This window comes from Pseudomonas sp. BF-RE-25, assembly GCF_019956105.1.
GTDB lineage: Bacteria > Pseudomonadota > Gammaproteobacteria > Pseudomonadales > Pseudomonadaceae > Aquipseudomonas > Aquipseudomonas migulae.
Map to the genome: position 1 here is coordinate 156508 of NZ_JAHBDB010000011.1, position 13941 is coordinate 170448.

Genomic DNA, 13941 nt, shown 5'->3' on the forward strand with positions numbered 1-13941 from the left:
TCCGACATTGCTCAAAGACCCCCGGTGCACCGTGGCTCATGGGCATAATCAGCGGATCCAATCATGTCCAATGACAGTAGCAAAGTGCCAGAAAAATGCACGGAACGCAGGCACAAAGCTTGGTTTACCAACGGGTAACTGCACTTGCAGACTGGCCTCGCTTCAAGGGGCTTACGATACCTGAGGAACATCACCCTTCCAGCCATTGCTGATCGAACGCAGCGTGATACCTTCGTTCGCCTCATAGAACCCTGATCCCGATAATCGCGGACAGATCTGCGATCCGGCATGGTGCACAGCGACGACTTCCCAATATTTGTTGAACACGGGGCTTCCGGAACTGCCTGGGTCCGTGGGTGTACGGTAGTGCATGAGTCGTTGTTCGCTGCAGACATCGAGAAGGACGCTGTCCTGCAGTGAAAACTGCAATTCTCCGGATCGGGGGTGCCCCACGACAAAAGCTTTGGTTTTGGGTGAGGGCAAAGGGATGTTTGCTGCTGCGCGAAGGCCTTGCGCGCCATCCGGTGTTCGACTCAGTCGACAAATCGTTACATCCAGCTTGCCCGGTGACTCCGCCACGCTCCCGAGTTGGCCAGGCTCTGAGCTGTACAGGGTTCCCTGCACGACACAAGGTGACAAACCGCTGTCTGCCTCCACCTCGAACGTGACGCGCGCGTCGGCACAGAGGATGGCTCTCGGTACAGAGTCACTGATCACATGTGCATTGGTCACAAACAACAAGCCCTCCTCTCCGAAGACCGAGCCCTGGATCAGAAAACCGGTTCCCAAACGCACGCCCTCCTTGTTCGTCACGCACCCGATGTTCGGGGCGAGCTCGACCATTTTGCGAATGTCACTGACCGTAAATGATTTTTCGCCGGAGAAATTTTTTTCCAGTTCCTCAGGATTTTGCTGCAGGCGCCGTAGTTGATGAACGTCCACGGACCAGCGACGCTGAGTGTGCAGCACATGGCGTTCGAAGATCCGGGCCAGACGCCCCGCACACGTCGATTCATCGAGCGGCGACCCCTTCCAGATTTCGCGTAATTGACGGGAATAGCTTTCCAACTCGAATGGACCGCACTTCGGATGGTATAGAAACCGGTAGAGCCACAGCTCCGCCCAGTCACACCATCGTTCCTCAGGCTGGAATCGATTCAGCGCCAGACACGCTTCGGATGCAGCCGCCAATGCCCATGGGTCACCTGGATTGCTACGGGCAGTCGCAGTTGCCTGATCAAGGACATCACGCGCAAGGTCAATCAGTTCCGGAACCTGCTGCGCAATCCTGTCGTGCAGCCGCGTACGCAGCGCCAACACGTTTACGCCGAGAAAGAAACTCGGCGCGACGCTCCACTTCTTCTCATAGCACACGATCGATTCCGCGAGGTCATTCACGTCATCTGTCAACACAAACCGTTGCTTGCGAATGCGCCCACGCAGGGCATGGAGATCGCTTTCCTGCGCCTTGTATTCCAAGTCTTTTGGGCCAGTAGAGCTTGCGTTTTCAGCTTCGTTCAGAAGTTCGTCGGCCCGCTCCAGGGCGCCGAGTTCTACCAGTGCCTGAGCGAGCAACCGCTGGATGACAGGATCACACCCCCGGGTGTCGTGCCAGGCCATGCCAATTTCATGAACATGCTCGAACTGGCGGTGTTTGCGCAGAACATCCATGGCTTGACGAATTCCGTGTTGAGGCAACTGATTGCCAACGCGCACAAGCTTATCCGCGATAAGGTGCACGGCACTCGCAAGGAGCGGCACAGACGCCTCCGGGTATTCGCCGCGCATGAGCGCATTGGCAAGTTCGGACCCGGTCTGGGCGATCATGGATATTGCAGCCCGAGTGCTTGCGCCAGCAACTTGCGAAACTGCCTGCCGGCAAAATAGTGGGTGACGGTGTGACGCCAGCTTCCCCAGTTGCTTTCGCGAACGTCTTCGACACTGCGACCTTCGAAAGGGGCGTAATCGTCCATCTTTGGGTCTGCCCCACAGATTGGATCGAGTGGGTCATAGATGTTGATCCAGCGTCTGAGTGCCGGCGGGAAATCGACGTGCTTGCCGCCGCCCGCCGACAGTTGTTCCTGCACTTCGGTAATTCCGAGCGGTGAGCCGAGCGTGAACAGGACATCCACGGTTGGACATTCCTCGCAATTGCGTATGGCGTCGTAGGCGATCATCGTCCCCATACTGTGCGTCACCAGAACGACCTTTTCCGCTTCTTGCCTGGCAGCCTTCAGATCTTTGATCAGGCGGTCGCGCAGCTCCTTGCGGACTTTGAATCTGAAACCGTCAGCGGGCCGCACGTAATCCTTGTCGAACAGGTAGTAATACGCTTCCATGGCAGCTTTTTTGATGACGGCTTGCTTGACGGGGCTTGGGAGCCACGACGCTATCTCGAATTGCGCAGGCTCATGTGCCGCCGGCAATGCTTCCAGGCCCGGCGGCTCATCGGGTGAAGGCGCTTGCTGCATCTTGCGTTCGACTTCTTCGAGGAACTTCACTTCCTCAGCGTTGGCGGGTTCCGGCGTTACAAGTTCTCCGGCCACCTCATCGAAGTTTTGTTCCTGAACAACAGCGTCGCTTTCGGACTCATAAAAGGAATCAAACTCCGTTTCATAGTCTTCGCCGTAGAAAACGTCCGCATAATAGGTAAAACGGGCCGGCACACCCTGGACAACCAGATCTATGCCCGGATTATTACCAGCGAATGGCGGCGGCGGATCGGAACGGTCCAGGCCCCAGCGCCAGATTTCTTCAAGTTTTGCTGGTGAGGGCTTCTTCGCTAGTCCATGCACAAAGACAACAGCATATTTCTTCATGACCATTCCTCCCTGCATCAATCCTGAAACAACGACTGGGCCTCTCCGCCGAACTCCTGGGGAACCGGTCTGCCCGCTCTGGTGGCGTTCATCTGCGCTCGCGCGCGGTCCATGTCTGCCCTATAAAAACGAACCGTCTTGCCGTCCTTGCGTCCTGCCTCAAGTTCATCCCTGGTAATCGTGCCTCCGCCGATGCCTATCATTACATCGCTTGCGCTGACTATAGCTTGCGATGTAGAGGATAGGCGTCCATCGGCCTGTCTTCCGCCCCATGAGTTATCGTCCACCACGAATACGCTCTCGCATTCCGGAGAAAACATCGCCCCCTCGGCGTGTGCTACGGACGAGACGATGCCCGCCGTCCGAAACCCCCTCCGTACTGCGAGGGGATAAACCATGCCAATGCCCTCGGTGGTGGCACCGGAGCAGATGATCGTGTCTGATGGATCGAAGTTTTCAAGTTCGGCCAGGACTGTCTTCCGGACCTCAGCTGTATCTTCGTACCCTGCGCCGGAAAATCCCAGAAAGGTAACCACGCGTGCCCGACCTTGTGACCGGACGCCTTCGACAGCTGCTTGTACGTTCATGAGGTCACCTTGCAAACGATGGGTTGGCTTCCAGTCGACTACGCCCGACCAGGTGATCGACGATGATAGTCCTGCCACTGCCAGGGAGTACCGCAATGAACTCACATTTTCCCGAAGCCCAGGTAGGTCGCCATACACTTTCAGAAAACCGTCTGCCCATCCAGGAAAACTACGGCGGTCTTTACACGCGTCTCACCGAATTGAGTTATGAACGCACCCTATTTGTGAAACCGGGGTACATGGCCATGGGCAACACCAACGACCATCAATATCCAATTCCACTCGCCGATTCTTCCAAATCAAGACCATCGCTTTCTGGAAAGTACCAGCCCTGCATCATCCGGAATTCGAGGCTCGCGCCGTCTCGATCATGAACCGCCCCCCCGAAGTAACGCCACCCCGTCAGCTACACTCATTCGATACATCTCCGCACAGAGACTTCGACCATGGTCACCAAAACCGCAATCGTATTCGCTGGCGGCGGCAGTTTGGGTGCTGTGCAGGTGGGAATGTTGCGGGCCTTGGTCGAGGCCGATGTTCGATTCGACATGGTCGTCGGCGCTTCGGTAGGTGCTATCAACGGTGCCTACTTTGCCGCAAGGCCCGATTCCGAGGGCGTCGAGGCGCTCGCCGGATTTTGGCGTGGGCTGAGTAAAACAGACATCTTTCCCCTCTCCTGGATCGACACCTGCAAAGGACTGATCAAGCGGCGTGGCTTTTTATTGCAGCCGTCGGCGTTACACCGATTGCTGGGGCAGGCACTTCCCATTCATCGCATTGAGGAGGCTACGCTGCCTCTGCACATCGTCACCACCGATCTGCTCAGTGGTGCCGAGACGGTTCTGTCCAGTGGCAACCTTGAGCAGGCGTTGCTGGCCAGCGCGGCCATCCCGCTGGTGTTCCCCTGCGTGCAAATCGCCGATCAGTTTCTGGTTGATGGAGGCGTGGCAAGCAATACACCTATTTCGACGGCCGTAGCCTTGGGAGCCACCAGCGTCGTGGTCATCCCCACCGGCGTGAGTTGCGCCCTGACACAACCGCCCCGGGGCCTGGTCGCCTTGGCCCTGCACACCGTCAACCTGATGAGCATGCGTCAACTGGTGAGCGACATCGAACACTTCCGCGCTGTCACCAGCCTGCACATTGTCCCGCCGTTGTGTCCTGTGGATGTCTCGGTGTTCAACTTTGATCAGACCGAGTCTTTGCTGCAGCGTGCCTATGTGCAGACTCTTCGGTGGCTGGAACGTGGAGGGCTCGAGCGCACCAAGGTACCGGGGGCCCTGACCCTCCATTCACATGCCCATGAACATTGAGTGATGTGAATGACCTGTAGCCCTGTCTAACCGCCCTGCTCCCTCGGCATCAAATCTTGAATTGCCCCAGCAAGCTTTGCAGACGATTACCGATCATATACAGCTCATCGACGGTCTTGACCCCGCTCTTTGTCTGGTTGGCAACGGAATCAATGGCCCGCGCGATCTGATGTACCCCGCGGTTGATTTCTTCAGCCACCGAGGTCTGTTCCTCCGCTGCGCTCGCGATTTGTGCGTTCATCGCGTTGATGGTCGCGATCAGTTCGACAGTGTTGCCCAGGAACTCACCCGCCTGATCAGCCTGAGCGTTAGCGCCTTGAGCCGCTTTGGTGGATTGATGCATCGCACTGACCACGCCATCAGTCGTGCCCTTGAGACGCTCAACCATCGCCTGGATTTCCTGGGTACTGCGCTGTGTACGACTGGCCAACGCGCGCACTTCATCGGCAACCACCGCAAACCCTCGCCCGGCAGCACCGGCACGAGCGGCTTCGATAGCCGCATTGAGTGCCAGGAGGTTGGTCTGCTCGGCAATCGAGCGGATCACATCCAGCACGGTGACGATAGAAGTCACATCGTTTTGAAGGCTCTTCATGGCGAGACCACTCTCATCAAGCTCCACGGTGAGTGCCTGAATTCGAGTCATGCTGCCATTGACGATTTGCCTCGCGTGCCGGGACTGCCTGTCAGTTTCGACGGCTGCGTCGGCAGCGTTTTGCGCGCTGGCCGATACTTCTTGTGCCGCCGATGACATCTCATTTATCGCCGCGGCCACCTGGTCGGTTTCCTGGCGCTGCTTATCCATGGCACGGTCAATATGTCTGCTCTGCTCGGCCACATGGCTCACAGATCCATTCAACTGCTCGCTCATGGCGACGATCTGGCTGACGAGGCTGTGAATCTGATCGATAAACGCATTGAACGAACCGGCAAGTTGCCCAAGCTCATCTCGACTGACCACCGGCAGACGCCGCGTCAGATCGCCCTCGCCCGCAGCGATTTCATCAAGGTGGGCCCGGATCAGGGTCAAGGGACGCAAACTGCGCTTGACCAGCAGTAAAGCCAACACACCGATAATGCCAACCAGCACACAAGCAATGATGGCGATGCTGAACATCAAGCTGTGCACCCGCGCATCAACATCAGCCCGCACCTTGGCGACCTGAACGTCGATACTGTCCAGATTGATCGCCGTGACCACGACCATGTCCCACTTGGGCAAATAAAAACTGTACGCGAGCTTCGCCACCACCTTATCGGTGTTGACCAGCCCACCTGAATAGGTGACGAAGTGAGTCTCATTTTTTGCCGCAGCGACCATTTCGCGGTTCAAGTATTTCCCGTTGACGTCTTTGCGATCACTCATGTTAGTGCCGACGCCTTCGCTGCTGTCACCGCGAAACAGGCGTACAACCTGGCTGTCATAACCGATGAAATAGCCGTCATCGCCATACTTCATTTTCGACAAGCGGCTGATCGCCAAGGCTCGGCTGGACGGATCCCCGGCAGCAGCCCGATCATAAAGCTCGGCTATGGAAGTGCGAGCAATGCTCGCGTAATCCTTGAGCCGAGTGCGGCTCTCCTCAAGCAGTCGCTCGCGGGTTTGAGCGACTTCTTGCTCGGCCTGGGACTGCAAAGTGCTGCGGGTGCTCAAACCTGACACCAGGGCAAACAACATCACCGGAAACAAGGTCAGCAACAGTATTTTGGTTTTAAACGACATCGTTGAAATCCTTCACCCAATCCTGTGAGGCCGAGGCTTAAAAGGCGGCCTGCGAATATCGCGAGGCCGCGATCAGGGAATCACCAGAGCGCGATGTCGTAGGTAAAGTAGATCCGGTTGCTGTCTCGGCCACGGGAATAATCAGAGCGATAAACATAGTTACGCAACCGCACACCCAAGCCTTTGAAGGTGCCTTGTTGCACGACATAAGCCAGTTCGGCATCACGTTCCCACTCTTTTACCGTGGTTTTGGACTTACCGTCGTTGCCGCTCAGATAGCGAGTAGAGAAAGTCAGGCCCGGCACGCCGAGGGCGGCAAAGTTATAGCCGTAATTAAGCATCCAGGTTTTTTCATCTTCCTCGATGAACTTGCCTATCCCGGCGTTGCTGAACGAATAAACCGTTGCGCCACTGATAAAGGGCAATCCGGCGTCACCACTGAGGGTCTGGTAGCCGCCGCCGAATGTATGGCCGGAAATGGCGTAGGACAGTTGCCCGCTCAGCATGTTGTTGTCGATCTTGCCGCCGTAGGCCGAGCCGGTATCGACACTGTTGAAGTAGCGCAAGTCACTGGTCAGCACGCCGCCGCCCAAGGGTAGATCGTGCTGGATACCTGCAAAATTCTGACGGTAAAAGTTTTCCAGCTCACCGTAGAAGTAACTCAAACGAACGCTCTTCCCCAGCTTGTATTCGGCCCCTGCATAGCTGAAGTCCCCTGATTTATCTCCGCCATAACCGTCGGGCACAATCGGCATGCTGTCGGTGGAATCGCGCAGTTTGAATCGATCCAGGTAGCCCCCGGTGAGGGTGAGGTTTTCGATGTCGACGCTACTGATCTGCGTGCCTTGGTACGTTTGCGGCAACAGACGCGCATCGTTGTAGATCAGCACCGGAGTCTTGGGTAACAAGGTGCCGTACTTGACTGTGGTCTTGGCCAGTTGGGCCTTGGCGGTCATCCCCAGGCTTGCAAACTCGTCTGCCGCGCGACCGTCATCATGGACGGGCAGCAAGCCCGTGCCGCTGCGGCCACGGCCGGAGTCGAGCTTGACCCCGACCAGGCCAAGGGCATCAACACCAAACCCGAGGGTGCCAGGGGTAAATCCCGACTGGTAATCCAACAGAAATCCCTGGGCCCATTCGGTTCGTTCGCTCTTCGCCGTCCTTGCCGACTTGGCACTCAAGCCATGCTCGTCGCGGAAGTTTTCATTGAAATAGACGTTGCGTAATTGCAGCTTGAGCTTGCTGCCATCGATAAATCCTTCTGCGCTGGCACTGGCCAGCGGCAACAAACCAAGAAGTGAAAACAGCGCTCGTTGGGTATGCAAAGTGGTCATGGAAAACTACTCATTGTTGTTATTTGGGGTGCAGAACAGCGCGCGCCTCGCTGGCGAGGCGCCTTGGGAGAAAACAGGTGGCTTGGGTGAATCAGGTGAAGAGACTGATCGCCCCTGTCAGCAGGGCTAGCGCGGTGATGACCAGTGAAGTGAGCACCGCCCATTTGACGGTGGCTTTCTGGAAGTCGCCGATATCGCGATCGACCATCCCCACCAGCAACAGGGTTGAGGCGACCAGCGGGCTCATCAGGTGTACTGGCTGCCCGAGAATCGACGCGCGGGCGATTTCCACCGGGTCAATGCCATACGCCGCAGCGGCATTCGCCAGAATGGGTACCACGCCGAAGTAATAAGCATCGTTGGACAGGACGAATGTCAGCGGCATGCTGGTAATCGCCACCACCAGCGGGAACAGATGCCCCCAAGACGGCGGAATCCAGTCAACCAGGGTTTGCGCCAGGGAGTCGACCATCTTGGTGCCGGAGAAAATCCCGGCAAAGATGCCGGCAGCAAACACCAACAGTACGACGGTCATGGCGTTGCCCGAATGGGCGAGGATGCGTTCCTTCTGAATATCCAGTTGCGGGTAGTTGATCATCAGCGCCAATACGAAGCCGATCAGGAACAGGATCGCGGAATGCATGATCCCCATCACCAGTGCGACCATCACCGCGATCACCAACAGCAGATTGACGTAGGCCAGTTTCGGTCGCTTGTGTGGCGTGTCTTCAAGAATCGCCTTGATGTAGCAATCTCCCCCGCCGCTTTCCAACTGGATATTGCCGATCCGTTTGCGCTCGGCACGGCCCAGCAGAAACGCGGTGAACACCACCCACATGGCGCCGCCAATCATGGTCGGCAGCAACGGCACGAAGTATTCACCGGCATCCAGGCCCAGCGCCGCGATCGCTCGGGTCGCCGGCCCTCCCCAAGGCGTCATGCCACTCATGATGCTCAGAGAAAGCATGGCAATGGTCGCCAGAATCATCGGGTTCATCCCGATGCGTTTGTACAGGGGAAGCATTGCCGCACAGGTGATCATGTAGGTGGTGGTGCCATCACCGTCCAGGGCCACCAGCAGCGACAGCAACGCTGTGCCGACAGCGATTTTCATCGGGTCGCCGTTGACGCGTTTGAGGATCTTGCGAATCAGCGGGTCAAACAGACCGGCGTCGATCATCAAGCCGAAAAACAAGATCGCGAACAGCAGGAGCGCGGCCGAAGGAGCGACCATTTTCAAGCCGTCGAGCATCATCTTGCCGGTAGTGCCACCGAAACCGCCAATGACGGCAAACACAATCGGCACCACCGTCAACGCGACAATCGGCGATAACCGTTTGGTCATTATCAGGACGGTGAAGACCACCACCATGGCCAATCCAAGCAATGCGAGCATAGGTCAGTTCTCTTGTTCTTATGAGTAGCGTGGCCGACGCACAGGCGCGCGACCCCGTCCCCGCCAGACGGCACGATCAACGGTGCCTGGCGGGAGTTATTCATTGAGGTATTTAAGGGGGCTGGATTCAGCCGCGAACGGTCAAGCGTGTTCGGTGACCTTCAGCCCATCCCAGTCGGGGTTCTGGACTTGGGCTGGGGGTGCAGCTGGCGAAGGTTTGCCGTCCAGAGTCCGCATCAGTGTTTCGCGATCACAGGCGTTCTCCGAGATGGACATCACCACGGTAGCCACGGCGTTGCTTGCCAGACTGGTCAAAGCCCGGGCTTCCGACATGAAACGGTCGATACCGATCAGCAAGGCAAGGCCGGCCAAGGGAATGTCATGGATCACTGTCAGTGTCGAAGCCAGTGCGACAAAACCGGCACCGGTGACGCCCGCTGCACCCTTGGAGGACAACAGCATGATTGCCAGCATGGTCACGGTCTGTGTCAGGCTCAGTTCGATGTTGCAGGCCTGAGCAATGAACACCGCTGCCAGCGAGAGGTAGATCGCCGTACCGTCGAGGTTGAACGAGTACCCCGTTGGCAACACCAGCCCCACCACGCCTTTCTTGCAACCCAGGGCTTGCAGCTTTTCCAGCATCCGCGGCATCACCGGCTCGGTGGAGGAAGTCCCGAGCACCACCAGGAATTCTTCGCGGAAGTAGCGCAGCAACTTCCACAGACTGAAGCCATTCGCCCGGCAAATGCTCCCCAGCACCACAAAGACGAAGAAGGCGCAGGCGACGTACAGCGTCATGATCAGCTTGGCCAACGAGCCCAGCGATGTAATACCGTACTGGCCCACGGTGAAGGCCAAAGCGCCAAAGGCACCGATCGGAGCGAAGCGCATCAGGTAGGAGAAGATCTTGAACACCATGTGCGAGGCGGATTCCAGTACATCCAGTACCGGCTTGCCACGCTCGCCTATGGCCGACAGCGCGAAACCGCAAAGCACCGCGATGAACAACACCGGCAGTACTTCGCCTTTATTGAAAGCACCGATGAACGTGTCGGGGATGATGTGCATGAAAAACTCGACGACTCCCAGCTTCGCGGCCGAATCGGTGTACTGCGACAAGCCCTTGGTGCTCAACTGGGTGGGGTCGATGTTCATGCCCACACCGGGTTTGAACAGGTAGACCGACACCAGGCCAATAATCAGGCTGATCACGGTCAACGCCAGGAACAGCAGCATGGTCTTGCTCAACAGGCGTCCAAGGGAGCGTTTATCGCTCATACCGGCGATACCGGTGACGATGGTGCAGAACACCACCGGAGCGATCATCATCTTGATCAGTTTGATGAAGGCATCACCAAGCGGCTTCAAGGCGATGGCCTGTTGCGACCAAAAATGTCCGACCAGTACGCCCAACAGCACGGCGCAGAGAATCTGAAAGTAGAGCGATTTTACAACTTTCATGGCATCACCCATTTTTAGAATTGTGCTGATGCAAAAACGGCAATGACTAGGGGACGTTATCCGGCGAGTCGTTGGGAAGCCGCGGCGTAGACAAAACCGGAGAACAGCCTGCGCGATGTACGCACTACCGAAGCACGAATGGTCTCACCCTGAGCGCCGGTGTAGGACAATACGACATCTATTCCACCACTTGGGTGTTCAATGCGTACTTGCTGCAAGCGCGGCTCGCTAACCCCGCCGAGCAATTGCGCAACCACACTGCCTTCAGTGACACAAGCAGTGGCCAGGCCGATGGAACCGGTGATCGCCAAGGCCCGGTGGCAATTGTGTGGCATGAAGTAGCGCACCTGGATTGTGCCGCCTGCCTTGGCCGGTGAAACCAGTACAGGCTTGGGGATCACTTTGTCGCTGACATCACCCAGGCCCATTGCCAGGCCAGCTTGCAGTCGCAAGGCCTCCAGGCGACGCAGAAATTCTTTGTCGGCATCCAGTTCGGCAGGACTTTCATCACCGCGCTTACCCAACTGGCCGGCTTCGACGATCATCATCGGCATCGCCATGTCGATGCAGGTCACTGCAATACCGTCGATCAGATCCTGCGTTTGCCCAGTCGGGAAAAGCTTGCCGGTCTTGCTGCCCGCCGCGTCCAGGAAGGTCAATTGCACAGGAGCGGCGGTACCCGGCACACCATCGATGGCGGTGTCGCCTTCATAGCTGACCTTGCCACCCGGGGTCTGTACCTCGGCGTTCACAAAAGTCCCCGTGTTGAGGTTGCGAATACGCACACGGGTCAGGTCTTTGGTGCCTTTTACCAACCCCTGCTCGATGGCGAACGGGCCAACGGCGCAAAGCATGTTGCCGCAATTGGGCGCCGTGTCGACTCGACGCTGGGAGACCATGACTTGAACGAACAGGTAGTCGACATCCGCGTCAGGATGCAGCGACGGGCTGACGATCGCCACCTTGCTGGTTTGTGGACTACCGCCACCGATGCCGTCAATTTCCAGCTCATGGCCAGAACCCATAAGGTTGAGCAGCAGCTCATCACGGTCTTCGATCGCAACAGGTAGATCCCAGGCGAGAAATACCGGACCCTTGGAAGTACCACCGCGCATTAGCACACAGGGAATTCGTTGCATGAATACTGACTCTTGTTGATCAATGGGGGTTATTGATGTCTTGTGAGCAAGAGTCGCAGGCTTTAAAAATTGTTTCCAATGCAAATATCAGCCTGATTATTGCGTTTGACGCATGACGAATCTAGGATGACCGGGCTGAACAACGCACCTCTGCTGAGATAAAAAAAGTGAATTATGAGCTCAATGACATCCGATCTTTCGTGAAGATCGCAGAACTTGGAAGCTTCCACGAAGCTGCCGATGCATTGCATCTCTCTCAACCTGCGTTGAGTCGGAGAATGAAAAAGCTTGAAGAGGGATTGGGAACCGCGCTTCTTGATCGCACGACAAGAAGGGTAAGCCTCACCAGCGTTGGGCGAGACTTCCTGCCCAAGGCACGACGCTTACTGGATGACTTCGACGATTCGATACTTAACATCCGCGAGCTGGCGGAGCGGCAGAGCGGCCGTGTCACCCTCGCCTGCATCCCCACCGCAGCCTTCTACTTCCTCCCTTCGGTCATCCGCCTCTACAACGAACGCTATCCACAAATCCGCATTCGTTTGCTTGATCTCAGTGCGAACGAAGGACTGGAGGCTGTTCTGCGTGGCGAAGCCGACTTTGGCATCAACATGATGAGCGGCCAACACCCGGACATTGAGTTTGTGCCGTTGGTCAACGAGCCTTTTGTTTTGGCGTGTCGACGCGATCATGAGCTGGCTGGACGCAGTTCGGTCACCTGGTCTGAACTGAGCAATTACCGCCTTATCGGGGTCGGTCGCCTGAGCGGCAACCGCATGTTGTTGGACCACGCCTTGTCGGGCTTGAGCTGGCGTCCACAGTGGTTCTATGAGGTGCAACACCTGTCTACGTCGCTGGGCCTGGTAGAAGCTGGATTAGGCGTTTCGGCAATGCCGAGCCTCGCAATGCCGGCGGTGGATCATCCAACCTTGGTGAGCGTCCCTTTGATAGAGCCTATCGTGAACCGATCGCTGGGACTGGTTTACCGAAGAGGCGCCTCACTCTCTCCGGCAGCGGAAAAATTCGTCTCGATACTGCTGGAACAGTGGGAACAATGACCCTCCCGTCCTGCCAGCTTTAATAAGTGCATAGGGCAACTCGTCCCGCGCGCGTTCACTGAATGCAGGCGTATATTGGTATTGGCGATCCAGGAAGTTGAGGCCGTAGAGGTCGCCAATGGTGTAGCGGACGAGAGTGCTGGCAAAAACCAACGGATAACCCGGAATGCTGGAGGTGCGACATGAGCCAATATCAACGCCTCTTTCTGATTGTCGGTCCAACCATGCGTCACACGCCGGCGATGGAGCGGGCAGTCGCACTTGCCAAAGCCACTGACGCAGTGCTGCATATCGCGGTGTTCATTGAAGACGTCGACATCTTGGGGTTGATGAGCGGGAATGAGCAATTTCGCGAGATCTGTCAGCAAGAGAACCAGAAGTGGCTGCAAGATGAAGCCCAACTGATACGTGGCAATGGCATTGCGGTGACCACCGAAGTTGTATTGGCTCGGGACGTACTTCAAGAAATCCTTCAGCATGTGAAAGACTTGCAACCGGACCTGGTTATCAAGGACGTACACCACGAATCAGCACTCAAACGCGTATTCGTCACGCCTCTGGATTGGCATCTGCTGCGCGATTGCCCGGTTGCTGTTCATCTGGTCAGCGAAGTCAGGTGTCCACTTCCACGGGTGATAGTGGCAGCAGTGGATTTGTCGCATCCAGAGCACCAGATTAACGACCTCAATGACCGGATCATCGTGGCTGCGCAGCGGATGGCCATGCAGTGCGATGCAGAGCTGCACCTGCTGCACGCCTTCGATCCATCGCTGACACATATCTCTGACGCCGGTGCCGGCGCCGTGACGATGCCGGGCTTCAGCACCGATGTACGTCGGTCACTGCACAAGTCCTTCATTGCGTTGGCTGAAAACTACCGCGTGCCCTCTGAACGACAACACTTCATTGAAGGGCCGCCCACCAAAGTGATGTCCGACTTCGCGGCCCACACCCGAGCCGATGTGATCATCATGGGCGATACGCACCGTAAAGGGCTGCACAAGCTGATTGGCAGTACTACAGAGCACGTGTTGTATAAGGTGCCCTGCAATGTTTTGGCAATTAAGGCGCAAGCAGATCAATAACGGATCGGCTTTTAGAGCACGACGGC

The 13941-nt window shown here is 56.8% G+C and carries 12 protein-coding genes and 1 pseudogene; 4 read left to right on the top strand and 9 right to left on the bottom strand.

What is annotated here, in order from left to right:
- Window positions 1-171 precede the first annotated feature (171 nt).
- From KGB24_RS06425 to KGB24_RS06435, 3 genes are read right to left on the bottom strand one after another with little or no spacing between them, the layout of a single operon-like run.
- Entirely contained in the window at window positions 172-1827 is a 1656-nt protein-coding gene (locus KGB24_RS06425) for a serine protease (RefSeq protein ID WP_223414323.1), read from the bottom strand.
- Window positions 1824-2819, bottom strand: coding sequence for a DDHD family phospholipase (locus KGB24_RS06430; RefSeq protein ID WP_223414324.1), 996 nt, complete (start codon window positions 2817-2819; stop codon window positions 1824-1826). The genes KGB24_RS06425 and KGB24_RS06430 overlap by 4 nt, the downstream gene beginning before the upstream one ends.
- A 17-nt stretch (window positions 2820-2836) precedes the next feature.
- Entirely contained in the window at window positions 2837-3406 is a 570-nt protein-coding gene (locus tag KGB24_RS06435) for a hypothetical protein (RefSeq protein WP_223414325.1), read from the bottom strand.
- A gap of 95 nt (window positions 3407-3501) precedes the next feature.
- Between KGB24_RS06435 and KGB24_RS06440 the strand changes: the two genes are divergently transcribed.
- Together KGB24_RS06440 and KGB24_RS06445 are read left to right on the top strand one after the other, a co-directional pair.
- A complete protein-coding gene (locus tag KGB24_RS06440; RefSeq protein WP_223414376.1) occupies window positions 3502-3780 on the top strand; it encodes a hypothetical protein in 279 nt (92 codons plus the stop codon).
- Between the two features lie 72 nt (window positions 3781-3852).
- Window positions 3853-4719, top strand: coding sequence for a patatin-like phospholipase family protein (locus KGB24_RS06445; RefSeq protein WP_223414326.1), 867 nt, complete (start codon window positions 3853-3855; stop codon window positions 4717-4719).
- Between the two features lie 49 nt (window positions 4720-4768).
- Here the strand turns inward: KGB24_RS06445 and KGB24_RS29365 are convergent, their stop codons facing one another.
- The 6 genes and pseudogenes from KGB24_RS29365 to KGB24_RS06470 all read right to left on the bottom strand — a co-directional run bounded on the left by KGB24_RS29365 (window position 4769) and on the right by KGB24_RS06470 (window position 11772).
- Window positions 4769-5590, bottom strand: a complete 822-nt coding sequence (locus KGB24_RS29365; RefSeq protein WP_411740553.1) for a methyl-accepting chemotaxis protein — start codon at window positions 5588-5590, stop codon at window positions 4769-4771.
- 36 nt (window positions 5591-5626) lie between these two features.
- Window positions 5627-6442 (bottom strand): annotated as a pseudogene (locus KGB24_RS29370) (cache domain-containing protein); the annotation flags it as partial.
- A gap of 80 nt (window positions 6443-6522) precedes the next feature.
- Window positions 6523-7776, bottom strand: a complete 1254-nt coding sequence (locus KGB24_RS06455; RefSeq protein WP_223414329.1) for an OprD family porin — start codon at window positions 7774-7776, stop codon at window positions 6523-6525.
- Window positions 7777-7867: 91 nt separating this feature from the next.
- Window positions 7868-9172 (bottom strand): CitMHS family transporter, encoded by a 1305-nt coding sequence (locus tag KGB24_RS06460; RefSeq protein ID WP_008041516.1) that lies wholly within the window; start codon window positions 9170-9172, stop codon window positions 7868-7870.
- Between the two features lie 141 nt (window positions 9173-9313).
- Window positions 9314-10645, bottom strand: a complete 1332-nt coding sequence (locus tag KGB24_RS06465) for a dicarboxylate/amino acid:cation symporter (RefSeq protein ID WP_192227181.1) — start codon at window positions 10643-10645, stop codon at window positions 9314-9316.
- A gap of 44 nt (window positions 10646-10689) precedes the next feature.
- Complete coding sequence (locus KGB24_RS06470) at window positions 10690-11772, bottom strand: 4-oxalomesaconate tautomerase (RefSeq protein WP_008026398.1); 1083 nt, start codon at window positions 11770-11772, stop codon at window positions 10690-10692.
- Window positions 11773-11939: 167 nt separating this feature from the next.
- Here KGB24_RS06470 and KGB24_RS06475 point away from each other — a divergent pair, with 167 nt between their 5' ends.
- Entirely contained in the window at window positions 11940-12830 is an 891-nt protein-coding gene (locus tag KGB24_RS06475; protein WP_032828620.1) for a LysR family transcriptional regulator, read from the top strand.
- Window positions 12831-13012: 182 nt separating this feature from the next.
- Window positions 13013-13915 carry a universal stress protein gene (locus tag KGB24_RS06480; RefSeq protein ID WP_223414330.1) on the top strand — a complete coding sequence of 301 codons (903 nt, stop codon included), beginning with the start codon at window positions 13013-13015 and terminating at the stop codon, window positions 13913-13915.
- Window positions 13916-13941: the final 26 nt, after the last annotated feature.